The organism is Parasphingomonas frigoris (assembly GCF_036663815.1).
GTDB lineage: Bacteria > Pseudomonadota > Alphaproteobacteria > Sphingomonadales > Sphingomonadaceae > Sphingomonas.
Window position 1 is genome coordinate 283,374 of sequence record NZ_JAXOJQ010000002.1, and the last position, 21,019, is coordinate 304,392.

At 68.0% G+C, this 21,019-nt stretch carries 17 protein-coding genes and 1 tRNA gene; 12 read left to right on the plus strand and 6 right to left on the minus strand.

Annotation, left to right across the window (positions count from 1 at the left end):
* Positions 1-50: 50 nt before the first annotated feature.
* The 4 genes from U1872_RS06695 to U1872_RS06710 all read right to left on the minus strand — a co-directional run bounded on the left by U1872_RS06695 (position 51) and on the right by U1872_RS06710 (position 4,044).
* Complete coding sequence (locus U1872_RS06695; RefSeq protein WP_332792116.1) at positions 51-542, minus strand: nuclear transport factor 2 family protein; 492 nt, start codon at positions 540-542, stop codon at positions 51-53.
* Between the two features lie 176 nt (positions 543-718).
* The gene (locus U1872_RS06700) at positions 719-2,320 is read right to left on the minus strand and encodes a carboxyl transferase domain-containing protein (RefSeq protein WP_332792117.1); all 1,602 of its coding nucleotides are present in this window, start codon (positions 2,318-2,320) and stop codon (positions 719-721) included.
* 124 nt (positions 2,321-2,444) lie between these two features.
* Positions 2,445-3,608, minus strand: a complete 1,164-nt coding sequence (locus tag U1872_RS06705) for an isovaleryl-CoA dehydrogenase (RefSeq protein WP_332792118.1) — start codon at positions 3,606-3,608, stop codon at positions 2,445-2,447.
* A gap of 196 nt (positions 3,609-3,804) precedes the next feature.
* Positions 3,805-4,044, minus strand: coding sequence for a hypothetical protein (locus tag U1872_RS06710; protein ID WP_332792119.1), 240 nt, complete (start codon positions 4,042-4,044; stop codon positions 3,805-3,807).
* 175 nt (positions 4,045-4,219) lie between these two features.
* On the opposite strand from U1872_RS06710, the gene U1872_RS06715 reads away from it, so the two are divergent.
* From U1872_RS06715 to poxB, 7 genes are all read left to right on the plus strand, one after another.
* Entirely contained in the window at positions 4,220-4,924 is a 705-nt protein-coding gene (locus tag U1872_RS06715) for a response regulator transcription factor (RefSeq protein ID WP_332792120.1), read from the plus strand.
* A gap of 62 nt (positions 4,925-4,986) precedes the next feature.
* Positions 4,987-6,243, plus strand: coding sequence for an ATP-binding protein (locus tag U1872_RS06720; protein WP_332792772.1), 1,257 nt, complete (start codon positions 4,987-4,989; stop codon positions 6,241-6,243).
* 174 nt (positions 6,244-6,417) lie between these two features.
* Positions 6,418-7,113: a carbonic anhydrase gene (locus U1872_RS06725; RefSeq protein ID WP_133190174.1), complete on the plus strand. Its 696-nt coding sequence runs from the start codon at positions 6,418-6,420 to the stop codon at positions 7,111-7,113.
* Between the two features lie 17 nt (positions 7,114-7,130).
* A complete protein-coding gene (locus U1872_RS06730; RefSeq protein WP_332792773.1) occupies positions 7,131-8,609 on the plus strand; it encodes a SulP family inorganic anion transporter in 1,479 nt (492 codons plus the stop codon).
* Between the two features lie 304 nt (positions 8,610-8,913).
* Complete coding sequence (locus U1872_RS06735) at positions 8,914-9,732, plus strand: TorF family putative porin (RefSeq protein ID WP_332792121.1); 819 nt, start codon at positions 8,914-8,916, stop codon at positions 9,730-9,732.
* Between the two features lie 101 nt (positions 9,733-9,833).
* The gene (locus U1872_RS06740) at positions 9,834-10,715 is read left to right on the plus strand and encodes an MBL fold metallo-hydrolase (RefSeq protein WP_332792122.1); all 882 of its coding nucleotides are present in this window, start codon (positions 9,834-9,836) and stop codon (positions 10,713-10,715) included.
* Positions 10,716-10,740: 25 nt separating this feature from the next.
* Complete coding sequence (gene poxB / locus U1872_RS06745; protein ID WP_332792123.1) at positions 10,741-12,495, plus strand: ubiquinone-dependent pyruvate dehydrogenase; 1,755 nt, start codon at positions 10,741-10,743, stop codon at positions 12,493-12,495.
* Here the strand turns inward: poxB and U1872_RS06750 are convergent.
* Both U1872_RS06750 and U1872_RS06755 read right to left on the minus strand, forming a co-directional pair.
* Positions 12,492-14,384 (minus strand): HWE histidine kinase domain-containing protein, encoded by a 1,893-nt coding sequence (locus tag U1872_RS06750; RefSeq protein WP_332792124.1) that lies wholly within the window; start codon positions 14,382-14,384, stop codon positions 12,492-12,494. The genes poxB and U1872_RS06750 overlap by 4 nt on opposite strands.
* A 21-nt stretch (positions 14,385-14,405) precedes the next feature.
* Entirely contained in the window at positions 14,406-15,848 is a 1,443-nt protein-coding gene (locus U1872_RS06755; protein WP_332792774.1) for a phospholipase D-like domain-containing protein, read from the minus strand.
* Positions 15,849-16,071: 223 nt separating this feature from the next.
* On the opposite strand from U1872_RS06755, the gene U1872_RS06760 reads away from it, so the two are divergent.
* The 5 genes from U1872_RS06760 (at position 16,072) to U1872_RS06780 (ending at position 20,950) form a co-directional block, all read left to right on the plus strand.
* Positions 16,072-16,145: transfer RNA gene (locus tag U1872_RS06760), tRNA-Gly, on the plus strand.
* Between the two features lie 224 nt (positions 16,146-16,369).
* Positions 16,370-16,774 carry a MerR family transcriptional regulator gene (locus tag U1872_RS06765; protein ID WP_332792125.1) on the plus strand — a complete coding sequence of 135 codons (405 nt, stop codon included), beginning with the start codon at positions 16,370-16,372 and terminating at the stop codon, positions 16,772-16,774.
* Positions 16,734-17,144: a carboxymuconolactone decarboxylase family protein gene (locus U1872_RS06770; protein WP_332792126.1), complete on the plus strand. Its 411-nt coding sequence runs from the start codon at positions 16,734-16,736 to the stop codon at positions 17,142-17,144. Before U1872_RS06765 ends, U1872_RS06770 begins: the two co-directional genes overlap by 41 nt.
* A gap of 213 nt (positions 17,145-17,357) precedes the next feature.
* Positions 17,358-19,460, plus strand: coding sequence for a M3 family metallopeptidase (locus tag U1872_RS06775; RefSeq protein WP_332792127.1), 2,103 nt, complete (start codon positions 17,358-17,360; stop codon positions 19,458-19,460).
* On the plus strand, positions 19,457-20,950 hold the full coding sequence (locus U1872_RS06780) for a M28 family peptidase (RefSeq protein WP_332792128.1): 1,494 nt from the start codon (positions 19,457-19,459) through the stop codon (positions 20,948-20,950). The genes U1872_RS06775 and U1872_RS06780 overlap by 4 nt, the downstream gene beginning before the upstream one ends.
* The last annotated feature ends 69 nt before the right edge of the window (positions 20,951-21,019 follow it).

Below are 21,019 nucleotides of genomic sequence, written 5' to 3' on the forward strand. Positions count from 1 at the left end.
GCGCGCGCACGCACAGCGGCCCCGGCCTGCGCCGGGGCGACGAGTGCAGATCATCCCTCGCAGCCCGTCGTGCGCGACGACCAAGTGAGGTTCTGGATCTTCCAGCTGCCGCCCTCGCGCACCAGGTCGAAATGGTCGTAGCCGCAATGGTGGAGCTTGCCGTCGATGCGGAAGGTGTAGGGGCTCCACACCATCGCGATGTCGCCATCGACCTCGATCGCGGTGTCGCTGAGCCGCTCGTCATAGCGCTCGGGCCCGGGGGCGAAGCGCGCCAGCAACTGCTCGCGGCTCGAATGGGTGATCTTGCGCGTGCCGTCCGCCTGCTCGGCGACCGCGGTGGCGGTGGCATCGCTGCGCAGCGCCTGGCCGATCGCCGCCGCATCGCGCGCGGCGATCCCGGCGAGCAGCGCATTGACCGGCGCCATCACCTGCGCCTCTTCGGTGCCGGGAGGCGGCAGGCCGGTGCCCTTGACGATCGGCTGGACCGGCGTGGTTTGCGACGCCATCTGGGCGGCGAGCGCGAGAGCGAAGATCAGCGACATCGGACTTCCTTAAAATCCTCCCCGCCACGGGGAGGGGGACCGCCCGCCTCGTTGGGCGGGTGGTGGAGGGGGGCCTCCACCGGAGTAACACTTGGGGAGAGCCCCCTCCACCATTTGCCGGAAGAGGCAAATGGTCCCCCTCCCCGTGCCGGGGAGGATCTGAGAGGCCCATGCCCTCACATCCTGAACACCCCGAACGCCGGGCGCTCGGGGATCGGCGCGTTGAGCGTGGCCGCGAACGCCAGCCCCAGCACGTCGCGGGTCTGCGCCGGGTCGATGATGCCGTCATCCCACAGCCGCGCCGTCGCGTACCAAGGGTTGCCCTCATCCTCATATTTCTGACGGATCGGCGCCTTGAACGCCTCGGCGTGCTCGTCGCTCCAGCCATCGGCGTCGCGGTGAACGGTCGCCAGCACCGACGCCGCCTGCTCGCCGCCCATCACCGAGATCCGGCTGTTGGGCCAGCTGAACAGGAATCGCGGCGAGTAGGCCCGCCCGCACATCCCGTAATTGCCAGCACCAAAGCTGCCGCCGATCAGCACGGTGATCTTGGGCACGGTCGCGGTCGCCACCGCGGTGACGAGCTTGGCGCCATGCTTGGCGATCCCCTCGGCCTCATACTTGCCGCCAACCATGAAGCCCGAGATGTTCTGCAGGAACAGCAACGGGATCCGCCGCTGGCAGGCGAGCTCGATGAAATGCGCGCCCTTCTGCGCGCTTTCGGAGAACAGCACGCCGTTGTTCGCGAGGATCGCGACGGGCATCCCCCAGATATGCGCAAAGCCGCAGACCAAGGAGGTGCCGTACAGCGCCTTGAACTCGTGAAACTCCGACCCGTCGACCAGCCGTGCGATGATCTCGTGCACATCGTACGGCGCACGCACGTCGCTCGGCACGATGCCGTACAGTTCCTCGGCGTCGAACTTCGGCGGCCGCGGGTCCTTGAGGTTCACGGCCGCGCCCGACTGCGGCTGGAGCGTCGAGACGATGTCGCGCACGATCGTCAGCGCATGTTCGTCATTCTCGGCGACATGGTCGACCACGCCCGAGCGCCGCCCATGCGTATCCGCGCCGCCCAGTTCTTCGGCCGAGATCACCTCGCCCGTCGCCGCCTTCACCAGCGGCGGGCCGGCGAGGAAGATCGTCCCCTGCCCGCGCACGATGATCGTCTCGTCGGACATCGCCGGCACGTAAGCGCCGCCCGCAGTGCAGCTTCCCATCACGCAGGCGATCTGCGGGATGCCCTTGGCGCTCATGTTCGCCTGGTTGAAAAAGATCCGCCCGAAATGATCGCGGTCGGGGAAGACCTCGGCCTGGTGCGGCAGGTTCGCGCCGCCGCTGTCGACAAGGTAGATGCACGGCAGCATGTTGGCTTCGGCAATCTCCTGCGCGCGCAGATGCTTCTTGACGGTCAGGGGGTAGTAGGTCCCGCCCTTCACCGTCGCATCGTTGCACACGATCATGCACTGCCGGCCCGAGACGCGCCCGATCCCGGCGATCACGCCAGCGCCCGGCACCTCGTCGTCATACAGCCCGTTGGCGACCAGTTGGCCGATCTCGAGAAAGGGCGAGCCCGGATCGAGCAGCCGCTCGACCCGCTCGCGCGGGAGCAGCTTGCCGCGCGCGGTGTGGCGCTCGCGGCTCTTCTCGGTCCCGCCGAGTGCCGCCTGCGCGACATCGGCGCGCAGCCGTTCGGCCAGCGCGCGGTTGTGCACGGCGTTGGCGCGGAAGGTGTCGCTGTCAGGCGACAAAGCGGAGGTGAGCGTGGGGGCGGTCATACCTTGCTCCCCTCCCCTTCATGGGAGGGGTTGGGGGTGGGGAAGTGACGAGCGCTAATCTCGGCGAGGCGGCCGCCACCCCTGGCCCCTCGCCTGAAAGGGAGGGGGAAACCATAGGCTGCCATCACTGCGCCACCCGCTCGTTCGCCCCGATCAGCTCGCGCCCGATCAGCATCCGGCGGATCTCGTTGGTCCCCGCGCCGATATCGAGCAGCTTGGCATCGCGATAATAGCGCTCGACCGGCCAGTCCTTCGTGTAGCCAGCCCCGCCCAGCGCCTGCACCGCCTCGTTGGCGACGCGCACCGCATTCTCGCTCGCCAGCAGGATCGCGCCGGCCGCATCGAAGCGCGTCGTCTTGCCCGCGTCGCACGCCTTGGCGACCGCATAGACATACGCCCGCGCCGAATTGAGCGCGACATACATGTCGGCGATCTTGCCCTGCATCAGCTGGAACGCGCCGATCGGCTGGCCGAACTGGCGCCGCTCGCGCACATAGGGCACGACCACGTCGAGGCACGCCTGCATGATGCCGAGCTGGATCCCGGCGAGCACGGTGCGCTCATAATCGAGCCCCGACATCAGCACGCCGACACCGCCGTTGGTCGGCCCCATGATATTCTCTTCCGGAACCTCGCAATCGGTGAAGACGAGTTCCGCTGTCGGCGACCCGCGCATCCCCATCTTGTCGATCTTCTGCCCGATCGCGAAGCCCGGCATGTCCTTCTCGATCAGGAAGGTGGTGATGCCGCGCGATCCCTCGCCGGTCTTGGCATAGACGACGAGCGTGTCGGCATAGGCCGCGTTGGTGATCCAGAATTTCGTGCCGTTGAGGACATAGCCGCCCTGCACCTTGTCGGCCTTGAGCTTCATGCCGACGACGTCCGAGCCCGCGCCCGCCTCGGACATGGCGAGGCTGCCGACATGCTCGCCCGAGATCAGCTTGGGGAGATATTTGGCCTTCTGCTCAGGCGAGGCCCAGCGCGCGATCTGGTTGACGCACAGGTTGGAATGCGCGCCGTAGCTCAGGCCCACCGACGCCGAAGCGCGGCTGACTTCCTCGCAAGCGATGACATGTTCGAGATAGCCCAGGCCAAGCCCGCCATCCTCTTCCGCGACGGTCACGCCGTGCAGGCCGAGCGCGCCCATTTCGGGCCACAGGCTTTGCGGAAACCAATCCTCGGCATCGACCTTCGCCGCGATCGGCGCGATCCGGTCGGTCGCGAAGCGCTGCGTGGTGTCGCGGATCATGTCCGCGGTCTCGCCGAGCGCGAAATCCATCTGGTTCATTGAATCGACCTCTCCAAGTCCATCGCTTTTGCGAGAGCCCTTAGCGTGTGTCGATTGAAATCGTAACCGAAGAAACTTCTTTGGGCGGCCCGAGGGGTGGGCAGTCACGCTGGAGGGGGTGGGGTAAGCGTAACTGCCCTATCGCCACCCGCCCGGCCGGGCGGGTCGTCCCTCCCCACGCGGGGAGGGCGAGCGATCAGTTGGCCGTGGCGACCTGGACGTTCGGCGTCGGCGCGGTCTTGGCGACGGCGACCTTGTCGCAGCGAACGATCGCCGGCGAATGGACGATCTTGCCGGCCGGCGTGTGGACATGCTGCACGGTGCAGCCTTCCTTGAGCGCCGCGCTGACCTGTGCCGGGCTGTGCGCGAGGCGGTTGGCGAGCGCCGGCGTGGCGACGGTGGCGATGAGCGCGGTGGCGAGTGCGATACGAAGCATGCGGAAATCTCCTCAAAATCTATACGACCCAAATAGGGCGGCAATCTTGCTCGCCGCGTACGCAGGCATGACAAAGTGTTGCTGACGGAGCATGCTCGGACGGCTCACGTTGACCGGCCACACCCCCACCCCTAGTCGGCAGGACCAGATGCCTTTGACAGAACCCGCTCCGCTGATGCCCACCATCGTCCTGGTCGAAGACGACCCCCATCTGCGCACGCTCACCACGCGCGCGTTGCAGGAGAATGGCTACACGGTCCGCCCCGCCGCGACCGCGCCCGAGATGTGGCTGGCGCTCGACCAGGGTCCGGTCGATCTGGTGCTGCTCGACATCATGCTGCCCGGCACCAGCGGGATCGATCTGTGCCGCGCCATCCGCCAGAAGAGCGAAGTGCCGATCATCTTCGTCTCGGCCAAGGGATCGGAGACCGACCGCGTCGTCGGGCTCGAGCTCGGCGCCGACGATTACATCGCCAAGCCGTTCGGCACGCGCGAGCTGCTCGCCCGCGTCCGCGCGGTGCTCCGGCGCGGCGGGGTCGAGCGACAGACCACGCAGCGGCCGAGCGGGATGCTGCGCTTCGACGGCTGGTCGCTCAACCTGCCGCGCCGCGAACTGCTCTCGCCGACCGGCGCGCTGGTCGACCTGACCGGCGCCGAATTCGACCTGCTCGTCACCTTCTGCGACCATAGCGGCCGCGTGATCGCGCGCGAGCGGCTGATCGAACTGTCGCGCACGCGGCTCGGCGACAGTTCGGATCGCAGCATCGACGTGCTGGTCAGCCGGCTGCGGCGCAAACTGTCGAGCACCGGCGCCGAGGCGCCGATCGCGACGGTGCGCGGCATCGGCTACATGTTCAGCGCCCCGGTCACGCGCGATTGAGCGCTAAGCTCCACGGCCCGGCCGGATTGATCGGCCAGATCTTCGCGATCCTGTTGCTCGCGATGATCCTCGAATTCGGCGTGTCGACGGTGCTGTACGAGCGAGCCAGCCAATTTTCGGTGCGCGACGACGAGGCGCGGCGGCTCGCCGAGCATCTCGTGATCGCGCGCAAGCTGCTGGCCGAGCAGGCACCCGCCGCGCGGCCGCAGCTGTCGCGTGAACTGACCACTAGCCGCTACGAGATCCACTGGGCGCCGGCGCTCGCGCCCCCGCCCCCGCTCGCGCCGTCGCTCGACCGGATGTATCGCCAGGTGATCGGGTGGGAGCCCGACCTCGCGCATGCCGACCTGCGGCTCAACCTCGCCTCGCCGGGGCGCAACGCGGTGACCGCGGGTGGCGTCACACTCGCCGATGGCAGCTGGATGTGGTTCCACACGCGACAGCCGATCCACCAGGCCAATCTGTCGAGCGAACGCATCATCCTCGCGATGATCCCGGCCGGCGCGTTGCTGCTGATGGGCGGGCTGTTCATCCGGCGCACGCTGCTGCCGCTGCGCCGGCTCGCGCTGGCGGCCGACGCGGTCGGCAGCGGCAGCGACCGCGACGAGGCTGTGCCAGAGGCGGGCCCCAGCGAGGTGCGCCGCGTGATCGGCGCGTTCAACCGCATGCACGCGCGTATCTATCAGCTGATCGCCGACCGGACGCAGGCGCTTGCCGCGGTCGGGCACGATCTGCGCACCCCGCTCGCGCGGCTGCGGATGCGCGCCGACGCGATCTCGGACGCCGCGTTGCGCGACGCGGTCGAGGCCGACGTGCTCGAAATGGACGCGATGGTCGCCTCGCTGCTCGCCTATCTCGGCGGCGAAGGCGAGAGCGAGGCGCGCGTCGCGATCGACCTCGCGGTGCTGTGCGAGACGGTCTGCGACGACGTCAGCGACCGCGGCCGCGAGGCGACCTATACAGGCCCCGACCATCTCGAGCTCGCGGTGCGCCCCGTCACGCTCAAGCGCGCGATCGTCAATCTGGTCGAGAATGCGCTGCATTATGGCGAGCGCGTCTTCCTGACGCTGCTGCGCGACGGCGAGAGCGTCGTGATCCGCATCGAGGATGACGGCCCCGGAATCCCCGCCGAATCGCTGGCCAACGTGCTCGAACCCTTCGTCCGGCTCGATACCGCGCGGGCCCGCGACACGATCGGGCTGGGGCTCGGCTTGTCGATCGTCGCGCGCGCGGTGGCCGAACATGCCGGCACGCTGACCCTGGCGAACCGGCCCGAGGGCGGACTGCGCGCCGAGATTTGTCTCCCGACGGCGCGTTAACTACCTTCCAGACGTCACCCCGGGCTTATCCCGGGATGACGAAGAAGGAGTCGCTCGCGAACCGTACACGGGTCGAGCAATCATTCGTAACGTACCCGCCGCGTCGCAGCAAAACACGTCGGCTAAATGCTCTCCTGACCCCGTTCCCCCACGGGCACCTCAAGGAGCAGAGTCATGAACGATCTCATCGGACGCGTCCTCAGTTTCGAGAAAGCCGTCTTTCCCGACCAGAGCGCCCTTTACGCAAAGCTCGCGCAGCACGGCCAGAGCCCCAAGGCGCTGATGATCTCGTGCGCCGATTCGCGCGTCGTCCCAGAACACATCATGCAGGCCGAGCCGGGCGATCTGTTCGTCTGCCGCAACGCCGGCAACATCGTCCCGCCGTCGTCGTCGCAAATGGGCGGCGTGTCGTCGACGGTCGAATATGCCGTGTCGGCACTCGGCGTGCGCGACATCATCATCTGCGGCCATTCGGACTGCGGCGCGATGAAGGCGCTGATGAACCCCGAGATGCTGAACGGCATGCCCAACGTCGCTGCCTGGCTGCGCCACAGCCACGCCGCCGAATGCGTCGTGCGCCAGGGCTACCCAGAGCTGACCAACGAGGAAGGCGTCCGCGCCGCAGCCCTCGAGAACGTCGTCGTCCAGCTCCAGCATCTGCGCACGCATCCCTCGGTTGCCGCGGGGATCGCGCGCGGCGAGATTTCGCTGCACGGCTGGTTCTTCGACATCGGCGCAGGCGCGATGTACGCGCTCGATGGCGCAACGGGCCGCTTCGCGCAGATCCAGGCGGATGAGCCGCTGCCGGTCGCCCATGCCGCCCAGCGCCACCGCGCTTCGGACGTCGAATATCTGGAAGCCGCAGAGTGAAACTCCCGTCGCCGAGCATGATGGGGCGGGATTTCACCGCCTCGATCGTCGTGTTCCTGGTCGCGATGCCCCTGTGTATGGGCATCGCGATCGCGTCGGGCGTGCCGCCTGAAAAGGGCCTGATCACCGGCATCATCGGTGGTCTCGTCGTCGGCATGTTCGCGGGTTCCCCGCTCCAGGTCAGCGGCCCCGCCGCCGGCCTCGCGGTCATCGTGTTCGAGCTGGTCCGCGACCAGGGTCTGTCCGCCCTCGGTCCGATCCTGATCCTCGCTGGCGCGATCCAGGTCGTTGCCGGCGTCTTCCGCCTCGGCGGCTGGTTCCGCGCGATCTCGCCCGCAGTGGTGCACGGCATGCTCGCCGGCATCGGCGTGCTGATCGTGGTCGGTCAGTTCCATGTGATGTTCGACGAGAAGCCGTTGCCGAGCGGCCTCAAGAATCTCGCCGCCGTTCCCGGCCGGCTGTTCGGCCTGTCGAGCGACATCGGCGCGAGCGAGCTCGCCATCGCGGTCGCGCTGTTCACGCTTGCCGTCATGCTCGGATGGGAGAAGTTCCGTCCCAAGGCGCTTCGGCTCGTGCCGGGCGCGTTGCTCGGTGTCGTCGCGGCAACGCTCGTCGCCTATATTTCGGGCGTCGAGATCGCCCGCGTGGCCGTGCCGCAGAACATCGCCGGCGCGATCGCGCTGCCCGGTCCCGACTTCTTTGCGAAGTGGCTCGACCCCAACGTGATCGGTGCGGCGCTTGCCATCGCCTTCATCGCCAGCGCCGAGACGCTGCTGTCGGCCGCCGCGGTCGACCGGATGCACGACGGCGTGCGCACCGACTATAACAAGGAGCTGCGCGCGCAGGGCATCGGCAATCTGCTGTGCGGCGTCGCGGGCGCCTTGCCGATGACCGGCGTGATCGTGCGCAGCTCGGCCAACGTCCAGGCGGGCGCGACGTCGCGCCTCTCGACGATCCTGCACGGTGCATGGATCCTCGGCTTCGTCGCGTTGCTGCCGTGGCTGCTGCGCGAGATCCCGATGGCGGCGCTGGGTGCGGTGCTGGTGCTGACCGGCTGGCGGCTGGTCAACTTCAGCCATGCCAAGCATCTGTTCAGGGATCACGGCCTGCTGCCGGTGGTGATCTGGGCCGTGACGCTGCTGCTGGTGGTGACCGAAGATCTGCTGACCGGCGTGCTGGTCGGGATCGGGCTGTCGCTGCTCGAGCTGATCCCGGTCTTGCGCAACCTCCGCCTCAAGGTGGTGCGCGAGGAGCTGAACGGGCACGAAACCGTTCACCTCGCTGGCGCGGCGACCTTCCTGACGCTGCCCAAGCTGTCGGGCGCGCTCGACGCGGTGCCGGACGGTGCGCCGATGCGGCTCGACATGACCAAGCTGTCGTCGGCGGATCATACCTGCGCCGAACTGCTCAAGGACTGGCTGGCGCGGCGCCGCGCCGCCGGCGGCGAGGTCGAAGTGTATGGTGCCTCGGAACGGCTCGCCAAGCAGACCGCCTGAGTTTCTCCTAGCCCCTCCACTTTAGGGGAGGGGTTGGGGGTGGGGCGAGCCTCGCAGAGATCAGCGTTCGTGACTTCCCCACCCCAACCCCTCCCTTTCCGGGGAGGGGCTTTTTTTGGCCTCAGGTTTTCCAGCAATGTTTCGTCACGATCGAGCAAGAAAGCAGCATCGTGGCTTGCATAAAAATAAGCAGTTCCGGCCGATCGCCGCCCCATCGCTTCCCGTTTGGAGAAGCGCTAGCGGTGAGATGTGGCGGCGGTCGGGACAGCAGGCGGGACCCGATCACCGTTTTCAGGGGGTTCCATTGAAGATCTATTCCACCATCGCGGCCGCGTTGCTGACCGTCATCGCCACGCCCGCCTTCGCCGACGAGACCGACCCGCCACCGCCGGTCGTGCTGGCCGGCTCGGTCGCCATCGTGAACGACTATCGCTTCCGCGGCGTCTCGCAGAGCGACAATGAATTCGCGATCCAAGGCGGCATTTCCGCCACGCACAAGAGCGGCCTCTATGTCGGCACCTGGGCGTCCAACCTTTCGGGCTGGGGCACCTTCGGCGGCGCGAACATGGAGCTCGACCTCTACGGCGGCTACAAGCGCAGCCTCGGCGGCGGCACCGCAGTCGATGTCGGGCTGACCTGGTACATGTATCCCGGCGGCGCCGACCTCACCGATTTCGGCGAAGGCTATGCCAAGCTGTCGACCACGCTCGGCCCGGTGAGCGCGCTCGCCGGCGTCGCCTACGCACCCAAGCAGCGCGCGCTCGGCAACTTCTCGAACACGCCGCAGAGCCGCGGGCAGAGCCAGGACAATCTCTATCTGTGGGGCGATGTCAGCTCGGGGATTCCGACCACGCCGGTGACCGCCAAGGCGCATCTCGGTTACTCTTGGGGCAACCCTGGGCTCGGGCCGAACGGCACCAGCGTCACGCCGACGGGCGCGTATCTCGACTATCTCGTCGGGCTCGACGTGACCTTCAAGCCGGTCACGCTCGGCGTCGCCTATGTCGGCACCGACATTTCGCGCCGCCGCTCGGCCTATCTGCTGCCCAATTTCTCGCAGACCAAGGACGGGTCGTCGATCGCGTCGGGCAAGTTCGTCGTGTCGCTCTCCGCCGCCTTCTGAGCGGGGCCCGGAGAACCGGGCGGAACAACCCGGAGCGATGACGGGTTAGGCAGGCGGCGGTCTTAGGAGCGCCGCCTGTTCTATTTCGCGAGGATTCTCCCATGCCCGTCAGGTCCCTCTTCGCCGCGGCGCTGGCGCTGCTGGCCGGCACGTCGGCGCTCGCCAAGCCGGTGCCGATCGGTCCCGCCGCGACGCCGTTCAAGGTCGGCACGGTGCGGATCGTCGCGCTGCGCGACATGATCAACGCCGTCCCCAACGACGGCAGCGTGTTCGGCCCGCAAGTCGGCCCCGCCGCGGTCGCCGACGTGCTGCGCAAGGCCGGTGCGCCGACCGACACGCTCCGGTTGGGCGTAGACGCCTTGCTCGTGCAGCTTCCCGGCCGCGCGGTGCTGATCGACAGCGGGCTCGGCCCCAAGGTCGGCGGTGCGCTGCCCAAGAGCCTCGCGCTCGCCGGTGTCGATCCGGGCAAGGTCACCGACGTGCTGATCACCCATTCGCACGGCGACCATGTCGGCGGGCTCGTCACCGCGAGTGGCGGGCTCGCTTTCCCCAATGCGACGATCCGCATGTCCGCGCCCGAATGGGCCTTCCTCAAGGGCAATGCCGAGAATGCGGCCCTCGTCGCGGCGATCACGCCCAAGGTGCAGATCTTCGCGCCGGGCGCGAGCGTCCTCCCCGGGATCCGCGCTGTCCCCCTGCCCGGCCACACGCCGGGTCATTCGGGCTATGAGATCAGCTCGGGTCGCGATCGCCTGCTTGCGATTGGCGACAGCGCGCACAGCGCGGTCGTGTCGCTCGCCAAGCCCGACTGGGTGATCGCCTATGACACCGACGCCAAGCAGGGTGTGACGCAGCGCGACGCGACGCTCGCGCGGCTCGCCGCGAGCCACGAGCGGGTCTTCTCGCCGCACTTCCCCTTCCCCGGCGTCGGGCGGATCGCGCGTGCCCGCGGCGGCTACGTCTGGCAGCCCGAGCAGCGCTGACCCTGCCCCTTTCGGAGAGACCCGCATGTCGAACACCACCGTCGCCGATCTGTTCGCCGAAACGCTCGAACTCGCCGGGGTCGAGCGGATCTACGGCGTCGTCGGCGATAGCCTCAACGGGCTGACCGACGCGCTGCGCCGCCGTGGCAAGATCGCCTGGGTGCACGTCCGCAACGAGGAAGCCGCGGCCTTCGCTGCCGGTGCCGAGGCGCAGCTGAGCGGCAAGCTCGCGGTCTGCGCGGGGTCGTGCGGGCCGGGCAACATGCACCTCATCAACGGGCTGTACGATTGCAACCGCACCCGCGTCCCCGTGCTGGCGATCGCCGCGCAGGTGCCGAGCGGCGAGGTTGGCTCGAGCTATTTCCAGGAGACGCGCCCCGAAGCGCTGTTCCGCGAATGCAGCGTCTATTGCGAGACGATCTCCGACGCCGACCAGATGCCGCGCACGCTCGACACCGCGATCCGCGCCGCGGTCGGGCATCGCGGCGTGTCGGTCGTCGCGATGCCGGGCGACGTCGCGCTGCGCAAGACGACGGGCACGGTCGCGCGCTCGGCCGATGCGTTGCTGCCCGCCGCCGCTACCGTGGTGCCAGGCGCCGCGCAGATCGCGCAGCTGGCCGAGCTGCTCAATGGCTCGGACAAGGTCACGATCCTCGCCGGCCGAGGTTGCCGCACCGCGCATGCCGAACTGATCGCGCTCGCCGCGGCGTTGCAGGCGCCGATCGTCCACGCGCTCGGTGGCAAGGAATATGTCGACTATGACAATCCCTACGACGTCGGGATGACCGGGCTGATCGGCTTCTCGTCCGGCTACGACGCGATGCTCGGCTGCGACACGCTGCTGATCCTTGGCAGCGACTTCCCCTATCGCCAATTCTACCCCGAGAAAGCCAAGGTCGCGCAGATCGACCTGCGCCCCGAAAATCTCGGGCGCCGCACCGCGATCGACCTCGGGCTGGTCGGCGATGTCGGCGCGACGATCGCCGCGCTGCTGCCGCAGCTCAAGGCCGGCCGCGACGGCGCGTTCCTCGACGATGCCCGCGCCAACTATGCCAAGGCGCGCGAGGGGCTCGACGAACTGGCGCACGGCACGCCGGGGAGCGGCCTGCTCCACCCGCAGCATGTCGCCCGCGTGGTGAGCGAGCTTGCCGCCGACGATGCGGTGTTCGCCTGCGACGTCGGCATGCCGACGATCTGGGCCGCGCGCTACCTCAAGATGAACGGCCGCCGGCGCCTGATTGGGTCGTTCAACCACGGCTCGATGGCCAACGCGTTGCCGCAGGCGATCGGCGTGCAGGCGGCCTATCCGCAGCGGCAGGTCGTAACGCTGTCGGGCGACGGCGGGCTTGCGATGCTGATGGGCGAATTGCTGACGGTGAAGCAGCTCGGCCTTCCGGTGAAGATCATCGTCTTCAACAACGGCACGCTCGGCTTCGTCGAGATGGAGATGAAGGCGGCGGGGCTGGTCGAGACCGGCGTCACGCTCGACAATCCCGATTTCGCCGCGATGGCGCGCGCGATCGGGCTGCACGGCGTTCGTGTCACCGATCCCGGCGATATCGAGGGTGCGGTGCGCGATGTGCTGGCGCATCCCGGCCCCGCGCTGCTCGACGCGGTGACCGCGCGCAACGAGCTGTCGATGCCACCCGCGATCACGCTCGAACAGATGAAGGGCTTCACGCTCTACATGGCGAAAGCGGTGATCAGCGGCCGCGGCGATTCGGTGATCGATCTCGCCAAGACCAATGTCGGGCTGCTGAAGCGGCTGCTGCCGGGTTAAACGATCGGCGCGGCGACCAGCCCGGCGAGCGGCGCGTCGAGCGTGAACACCACCCCGCCCGGCGCGAAGTCGATCACCGCCTCGCCGCGGAAATAGCCGCGCAGCGAGCGCTCGATCATCGCCGAGCCGAACCCGCGCCGCGCCGGCACCACCACCACGGGCCCGCCCGTTTCGCGCCACTCCAGCCGGAAGCGCGGCGTCGCCCCGTCGTCCCGGACCACCCAGCTGACGTCGATCCGCCCCGCCGCGACCGACAGCGCGCCATATTTGACCGCGTTGGTCGCCAGCTCATGCATCGCCAGCCCGAGCCCGAGCGCACAGCGCGCCGAGACCGGCACCGCAGGCCCGCGGATCGCCAGCCGCGATGCGCCCGGACTGTGCGGCGCGAGCGCACTGGTGACGACGCTGCCGACATCGGCATCCTCCCAGTTCGACTGGACGAGCACCTCATGCGCGGTGGCGAGCGCGGCCAGGCGCGCGGTCAGCGCCTCGCGCGCGTCCTCGACCGTTTCCGCCTGGCGCAGCGTCTGCCCGACGATCGCCTGGACGATCGCGAGCATGTTCTTCAGCCGGTGCGCGAGCTCGTGGTTGAGCAACTGCTGCTGCTCTTCGGCGCGCTTGAGATCGGTGAGGTCGACCGATGCGGCCGGCAGCCGGCGGGGCGTGCCGTCGGCATCGCGCACCAATTTGCCGCGTGCGAGCACCCATTTGACCGCCCCGTCATCCTGCAGCACGCGATATTCGCATTCGAATTCGGGCGCCCCCTCGAACAGGCGCACCAATGCCGCCTCGAACCGCGGCAGATCCTCGGGATGGAAGCTGGCAGTATAGGCGCCGAGCGGCGCCCCGTGCGCCGCGCGCTCGGGCGTGATCGCATGGAGCCGTGCGAAATTGGGATCCGAATAGACCAGGTCGCTTGCGAGATCCCAGTCCCAGATGCCGATCATCCCGTTCGCCCCGAGTGCGAGCTCGAGCCGTTCCTGTGACAGCGCAAGCTGCTGCTCGGCCGTCTTCGATTCGGTGATGTCGCGCGAGATGGCGAGCAGGCGTTCGGGCGTGCCATCACTCCCTTTGATCGGCGTGACGACCACGTCCCACCATTTCGGCGTCCCCGCCACCGTGTCGGCCAGCCCCTGGAACTGCCCGATCCCGCCGCCGCGCGCCTTGGCGATCGCGTCATGCGCCGCGACATTGCCCTGCCCGATCCAGAAATCGGGCCACGGGCACCCGTGGATCGCACCGAAATCGTCGACCTCCATCACGCGCTTGCCGCCTTTGCTCATGAAGGTCAGCCGCGCGTCGAGGTCGAGCACCTTGATGCAGTCGTTCGAGCTCTCGAGCACACCGGTCAGGAAAGCCTCCTTGTCGGCCAGCGTGTCGCGCACCCGGCGCAGCTCGGTCAGCTCGCGCTCGCGCTTGGCGTAACTGATGCGGACCTCGCTGCACAACTCGACGATCGCCACGTCGACCGCGACATAGATGGCGAGCGCGATCAATTGCGGCGTGCGCAGCGCGAACCCCAGCTCGGGCTGGAGGAAGAAATAATCGGCGAGCAGCGCCGACAGCGCAATCGCGACGTAGGACGGACCGCGGCCGAGGATCAGCGCGATGAAGATCAGCGCCGGGATGAACAGCAGGAAGGGGAGCTGGTCGGTCGCGATCACCGCGCGAAACGCGCTCACCGTCAGGATCAGCGCGATCGCGCCGGGATAGGCGACGATCGCCGGGCTTGGGCGCAGCACCGCCGCCGCGATCAGCCGGTCGAACGTCCGCTGCCGCGCCGTGCTTGCCCCCAGTTCCGGAATGATCGTCAGCCCCTTGCCGTCGGTTGTTGACCGTTGATAAGCGGCGCGCTGCCGATTAGCGAGCGATGCCTGCGGGTGCGGCACCCAATGCGGCGCGCCCGCGGCTCAGCGCGGCTTGCGCCAGCGCCGGTTGCGGAACAGGCCGCGCTTGGTGGTGCTCTCGAACATTTCGCCGGGGCCCTCGGGATCGAGCACCTCATTGTCGGCCAGCCAGGTCTCGACCTCGGACAGGTTGGGCGTCTCATAGGGTCGCAGCGTCTTGCCCGATCCGCGCAGCGCCTCGATCGTCGCGATCAGCGAGCCGGTCTGTTCGAGCGTCGCGACAATCGTTTCGATCGGCACGCCGAGATGCTCGGCCAGCAGGTCGTTGCGGATCGTCGTCACGACATCGCCACAGGCACGATTGGGCGGCAGACACGCGTCGATCGTGATATCGCATTCGGTGTCGAGCCGCAGCGAGCGGTTGTTCATGTTGGACGAACCGACGCGCAGCGATCGATCGTCCGCGATCAGGATCTTGGCGTGGACGTAGATCGCCTCGCCCGCCGCGGTGTAGGGATGGTAGATGCGGAAGCGCTTGTGCGTGTCGAGCCGGCGGATCGCCTCGAACAGCCGCGCACGCGCGGTGTCCATCGCCAGCGGCTCGAGCCAGCCTTGCGCGGCCTCGGGGTTGATCAGCACGATCTCGGGCCCATTCTCCTCGGCGACGCGCTTGCCGATCGCCTCGGCAATCTTGCGCGACGCGAAATATTGGCTCTCGGCATAGATGACATGCTCGGCCGCGGCGATCTGGTCGATGTAGAGCTGCTCGATCTCGGTCACCCCGGGGTAGCCCGGCATCTCGGGCTCGGAGCGCGCGATCGCGACCTCGGCATCGTGGAAGTGGACCGGCAGCATCGCGGGCCAATAGCCCGTGGCGGCATCGAGCGGGCCGATCGGCTTGCCGCCCGCGCGGTGCCAGCGATCGCGGCCCAGCTCGGCCAGCGCGCCCGCCGCCTTGCCCTGCAGCGCGGTGGTCGCATCGTGCCACGGCTTGTACGGCTTGCCGTTCGGCTGGTGCCGCTCGGGATCGTCATCGGCATGCGCGCGCGTGTCCCAGCGGTCGCCGGTCATGTCGATCCCGCCGCAAAAGGCGAAGCAATCGTCGATGATGACAATCTTCTGGTGGTGCGAAGCGCCCGGCGGGTGCGTCGCGTCGAGCTTGGTATGGATCCGCTTGTTGCGCATCCAGTTGAGCACGGTGAACGCCGTCGTCCCGCGGAACAGCGACTTGATCGCGCCGAGATCCCAGCGCAGCAGGTAGAAATCGAGCGCCGGATTGCGATTCGCCAGCCACGACACGAACGCGCCGAGCTGCTCGGGCCCGTCGTCCTGCCCGACATCGCCCAGCCGGATGCGCGCGTCGAAATCCCACCCGATCAGCATGATGCGATGCTTGGCGTTGAGCATCGCGTCGCGCGCGACGCGGAAATAATCGTCGGCATCGACGATGACGCTGACCCGCGTCGCCGGTTCGATCCGCCAGCAATTCGATCCCGGCGTCAGCATAGGCGTTCCCTTCACGCAGCGCCTTCCCGACACAGCGCCTCCTCAAACCGACGCCTCTGCCGATTTTCGCGCGCCAATGCAATTTGCCTACGCGCCGCCGTGCGACGGCGGGCGCGTTTGGCGTTGACCGTCCCCGTCCGATTGTGGCAGTGCCCAAGCCGTCCAGCGCTGAACACTGCCGCCATCGCTCCGATGCGGGCACCGTCCGGTCTGGCTGCGACATGCGGGTGTAGCTCAATGGTAGAGCAGAAGCTTCCCAAGCTTACGACGAGGGTTCGATTCCCTTCACCCGCTCCATGACCGATCGTTGGTCGCCCCCCATCACTGCCACGCCGCCATTCCCTTCGGAGATTGACCCCAGAATCCGACCGTTCGGGTGAACGTCGGATGCCGCCGCAGACACGCACCGCAACCCGACCACGTCCGTGTCGGGATCGCTGCCGACCCTGGTCAAAATTGCTTGACTTAGAGTGCGCTCGAACTCGTATTCCCCCATGCGTCACGACGGAAGACAGCTACGCATGAAGATCGGCCAGGTGGCGAAACGCTCGGGATTATCGGCGCACACGATTCGTTATTACGAGCGGATCGGTCTGCTCCCTTATGCCGACCGAAACAGCTCGAGCCAGCGCGACTATGACGCCTCGATCCTCGTCTGGATTGCGTTTCTCGGTCGCCTCAGGGCGACCGGAATGCCGATTCGCGAGATGCTGCGCTATTCCGAATTGCGCGAGCGCGGTTCGGCCACCGAGGCTGAGCGGCGGGACTTGCTGGATCAGCACCGCATTCGGGTCCGCGCGCATGTCGCCGATCTACAGGCCTGCCTTCTCGTCCTCGACACCAAGATCGCCGGATATTCCGGTGCCGAAACGAGGATAAACGCCCATGACGCACGACCACACAACCAGCAGCGAAAGTCGGCTTGAACGCGGCAAACGGGCGCTTGCGGACATCGACGGCGAGGCCGGCCACAAGGTCGTCGCGGCCCTCGCCGATATTGCGCCAGACTTTGCGACCTATCTTTTCGAGTTTCCGTTTGGCGACATCTATTCGCGACCTGGCCTCGGGCTGCGGGAGCGGGAGATCGCCACCATCGCCGCGCTGGCGGCAATGGGAAATGCCGCGCCGCAATTGAAGGTGCATATTGAGGCCGGATTAAACGTCGGCCTGACGCAAGACGAGATCACCGAGGTCCTGATGCAGATGGCGGTGTATGCAGGCTTCCCGGCCGCGCTCAACGGGCTGTTTGCGGCGAAAGAGGTGTTCGCTGCGAGAGCGTCTACTCACAAACCCTGACGGCGCATCCATCAGCAGCGCCGGGCTCGGGAGGCGGCTAGTTGAGAGGCGCCGCCTTAGTGCGAACCGTCTTCACGCCATTGCCGTAAGCCACTTACGGCAATGGCGTGTTCGCTTCACCCGCTCCAGCATCTTGCCCCCAGTAAGCGCCGCGCATATCGACTTCGCGCGCAACCCCAGGCTATCGTCGCGCGATACGTTTAAGGATCGCAGATGCTTCGCTTGCCGCTTCTTCTCGCCGCCACCGCCATGCTGACGGGTGCCCCCGCATTCGCCGCCAATCCGTTCGAGAAACCGAGCACGCTCCCCTATCAGGCGCCGCCGTTCGACAAGATTGCCGACACAGATTATCAGCCCGCGATCGAACAGGGCATCGTCGCCAGCCTCACCGAAATCCGCAAGATTGCCGACAATCCCGCCGCCCCGACCTTCGACAACACCGTCGTCGCGATGGAGCGCCAGGGGCAGATGCTCGCCCGCGCGCAGGCGGCGTTCGGGCAGGTCGCGCAGGCCAACACCAATCCGGTGCTGCAGAAGGCGCAGGCCGCGCTCGCGCCGCAGCTCGCCGGGTATAGCGACACGATTTATCTCGACCCCAAGCTGTTCGCGCGCTTCAAGACGCTGCACGATCGCGCCGCGACGCTCAAGCTGACCGGCGAACAGACGATGCTGCTCGACGATTACTACAAGGACTTCATCCGCGCCGGCGCGCAGCTGTCCGCCACCGACCAGGCGAGCCTGCGCGATCTCAACAAGCAGATTTCCTCGCTCGGCGTGACCTTCCGCCAGAAACTGCTCGCCGCGACCAAGGCGGGGGCGCTGGTGGTCGACGATCCCGCCAAGCTCGCCGGGCTCGGCGACGCCGGCATTGCGGCGGCCGCGCGCGATGCCGCGGAGCGCGGGCAGACGGGCAAATATCTGCTGCCGCTGCAGAACACGACGACGCAGCCCGCGCTCCAGTCGCTGACCGACCGTGCGACGCGCGAAGCCCTGTTCACGCAAAGCTGGACGCGCGCCGAGCGCGGCGACGCCAACGATACGCGCGCGACGATCACGCAGTTGATCCAGCTGCGCACGAAGAAGGCGAACCTGCTCGGCTTCAAGACCTGGGCCGATTATTCGCTCGCCGAGCAGATGGCCCAGACCGCCGACACCGCGCGCGGCTTCCTCAACGCGCTCGACGCGCCGACGGCGGCGGCACAGGCGCGCGAGCTTGCCGAAGTGCAGGCCGCGGTCGACCAGGAGAAAGGCGGCTTCAAGGTCCAGCCGTGGGATTGGGACCTTTATGCCGAGAAGGTCCGCAAGGCGAAGTACGACCTCGACGAGGAGCAGACCAAGCCGTATCTCGAGCTGTGGAACGTGCTCGAAAACGGCGTCTTCTTCGCCGCGCACGAGATGTACGGGATCAGCTTCAAGCGCCGCCAGGACATCCCGACCTTCCACCCCGACATCCGCGTCTACGAGGCGTTCGAGGAGAATGGCGCGCCGCTCGGGCTGTTCTATTTCGATTATTGGAAGCGCGACAACAAGTCGGGGGGCGCGTGGATGAACAGCTACGTCCGCCAGGCGAAGATCTTCGGCACCAAGCCGGTGATCAGCAACACCGCCAACTTCACCAAGCCAGCGCCCGGCCAGCCCGCCTTGATCACCTTCGAGGACGTGCGGACGATGTTCCACGAATTCGGCCACGGGCTGCACGGGCTGTTCGCCAACCAGACCTATCCGAGCATCTCAGGCACCGCGGTGGCGCGCGACTTCGTCGAATTCCCGTCGCAGTTCAACGAGCATTGGGCGCTCGAGCCGCGCGTGCTCGCGCATTATGCGCGCGACTATCGCACCGGCGCGGCGATGCCGCAGGCGCTGGTCGACAAGATCAAGCGCGCCGAGCTGTTCAACCAGGGCTATGCCTTCGGCGAATTGCTGTCGGCGGCGCAGCTCGACATGGCGTGGCATTCGCTGCCGGGCGACGCCGGGGCGCAGGACGTCGATGCGTTCGAGGCCAAGGCGCTCGGCGCGACCGGGCTCGACGTCGCGCATGTCCCGCCGCGCTATCGCAGCAGCTATTTCTCGCACATCTGGGGCAGCGGCTATGCAGCGGGTTACTACGCCTACATCTGGACCGACATGCTCGACGAGAATGTCTATGACTGGTTCAAGGCGCATGGCGGGATGACGCGCGCCAACGGCCAGCGGATGCGCGATCTCGTGCTGTCGCGCGGCCACACGCAGGATTATGGCGTGATGTTCCGCGCGATGACCGGCCACGACCCCGAGGTCGCGCCGTTGCTGCGCAGCCGCGGGATCCCCGCCAAGTGAATCGCGCCGGCCGGGTCGTCACCGCGCTCGCCTTGCTCGGCCTCGGCGCGGCGAGCCGCCCGCCGGCGACCGACCCCGACACGCGCGCCTGGTGGGCGACCACCGCCGCGCTGTCGGGCGATGCGATGAACGGGCGCGACACCGGCTCGGCCGATTACGAGCGCGCCGCGCGGCTGGTCGCGCAGCGCTTCGCCGCTGCCGGATTGAAGCCCGCCGGCGACGACGGCAGCTTCTTCCAGCGCGTGCCGATGGCGGAAGTGCGCGTCACCGCCGCCAGCTTCGCGGTCGGCGCGCGCCCGCTGCGCTTCCTCCACGACATCATGCTCAACCCAACGCCGGGGATGCCGACGCGGATCGACGCGGCGATCGCCTATCGCGGCTATTGCGCATCCGCCGCCTTGGGCGACGTGCGCGGCAAGATCGTGCTGTGCCACGGCACCCACCGCGCCGGCCTGCCGAGCGACGCCGAGCGCCTGGCAGCCGTTACTGCGGCGGGGGCAGCGGCGGTGCTGACCATTGCCGACCCCGGCTTCACGGTCGAACCGCCACGCTGGCCGTTCGCTTATGCGCGCAGCGTCTGGTTGCAGGGCGATGCGCCGCCCGCCGGGCTGCCGCGGATGACGCTCAACGCCGACGCGCTCGGCCGGGTGATCGGCCGCGACGCCACCACGCTGATCACCGCCGGCGCGGCAGGCCAGCCGCTGCCGAGCTTCGACGCGCCCGACCGCTTCCGCGCCAGCCTCACGCTCGCGCAGCGTCGCATCAGCGCGCCCAACGTCCTCGCGGCGCTGCCGGGCACCAGCCCCGCCCTCGCCGGCCAGGCGATCGTGCTCAGCGCGCATCTCGACGGCTACGGCCCGGGCGAACCCGTCGCGGGCGACAAGCTCTACAACGGCACGCTCGACGACGCCGCCTATGTCGCCTTGCTGATCCGCCTCGCCGAGCGCCGCCACGGCGCAGGCTTCGCGCGGCCCGTGCTGTTCGCGGCGTTCACCGGCGAGGAGAAGGGCCTGCTCGGCGCGCGCTGGTTCGTCGCGCATCCGACGCTGCCCAAGGCGCGCCTCGCCGCCGACATCAACCTCGACCAGCTCCGTCCGATCTTCCCGTTGAAGCTGCTCACCGTCCACGCGCTCGACGACACCACGCTCGGCGACGATGCGCGCGCGGTGGCGGGCGCGATGGGCGTCGCGGTCCAGCGCGACCCCGAGCCCGAACGCAACCTGCTGCGCCGCGCCGACCAATGGCCGTTCCTGCAAGCCGGCATCCCGGCGACCGCGTTCGTCTTCGGCTACCGGCCCGGCACGCCGAGCGAGGCGATCTACCGGCAATGGTATCGCACCGGCTATCACAAGCCGCAGGACGATCTCGCCCAGCCGATCGACTGGCAGGCGGCGGCCGATTTCAACCGCTTCTTCTACGCCCTCGTCGCGCGCGTCGCCGATCAGCCGCAGCCGCCCGCATGGAAGCCGGGGAGCCCGCTGCGGCGCTGAGACAGCCCACCGGTGACAATCGCCGGGCACATGCTAGAGGGAGCCGCCAAGGAACACGCCCGATGCCAT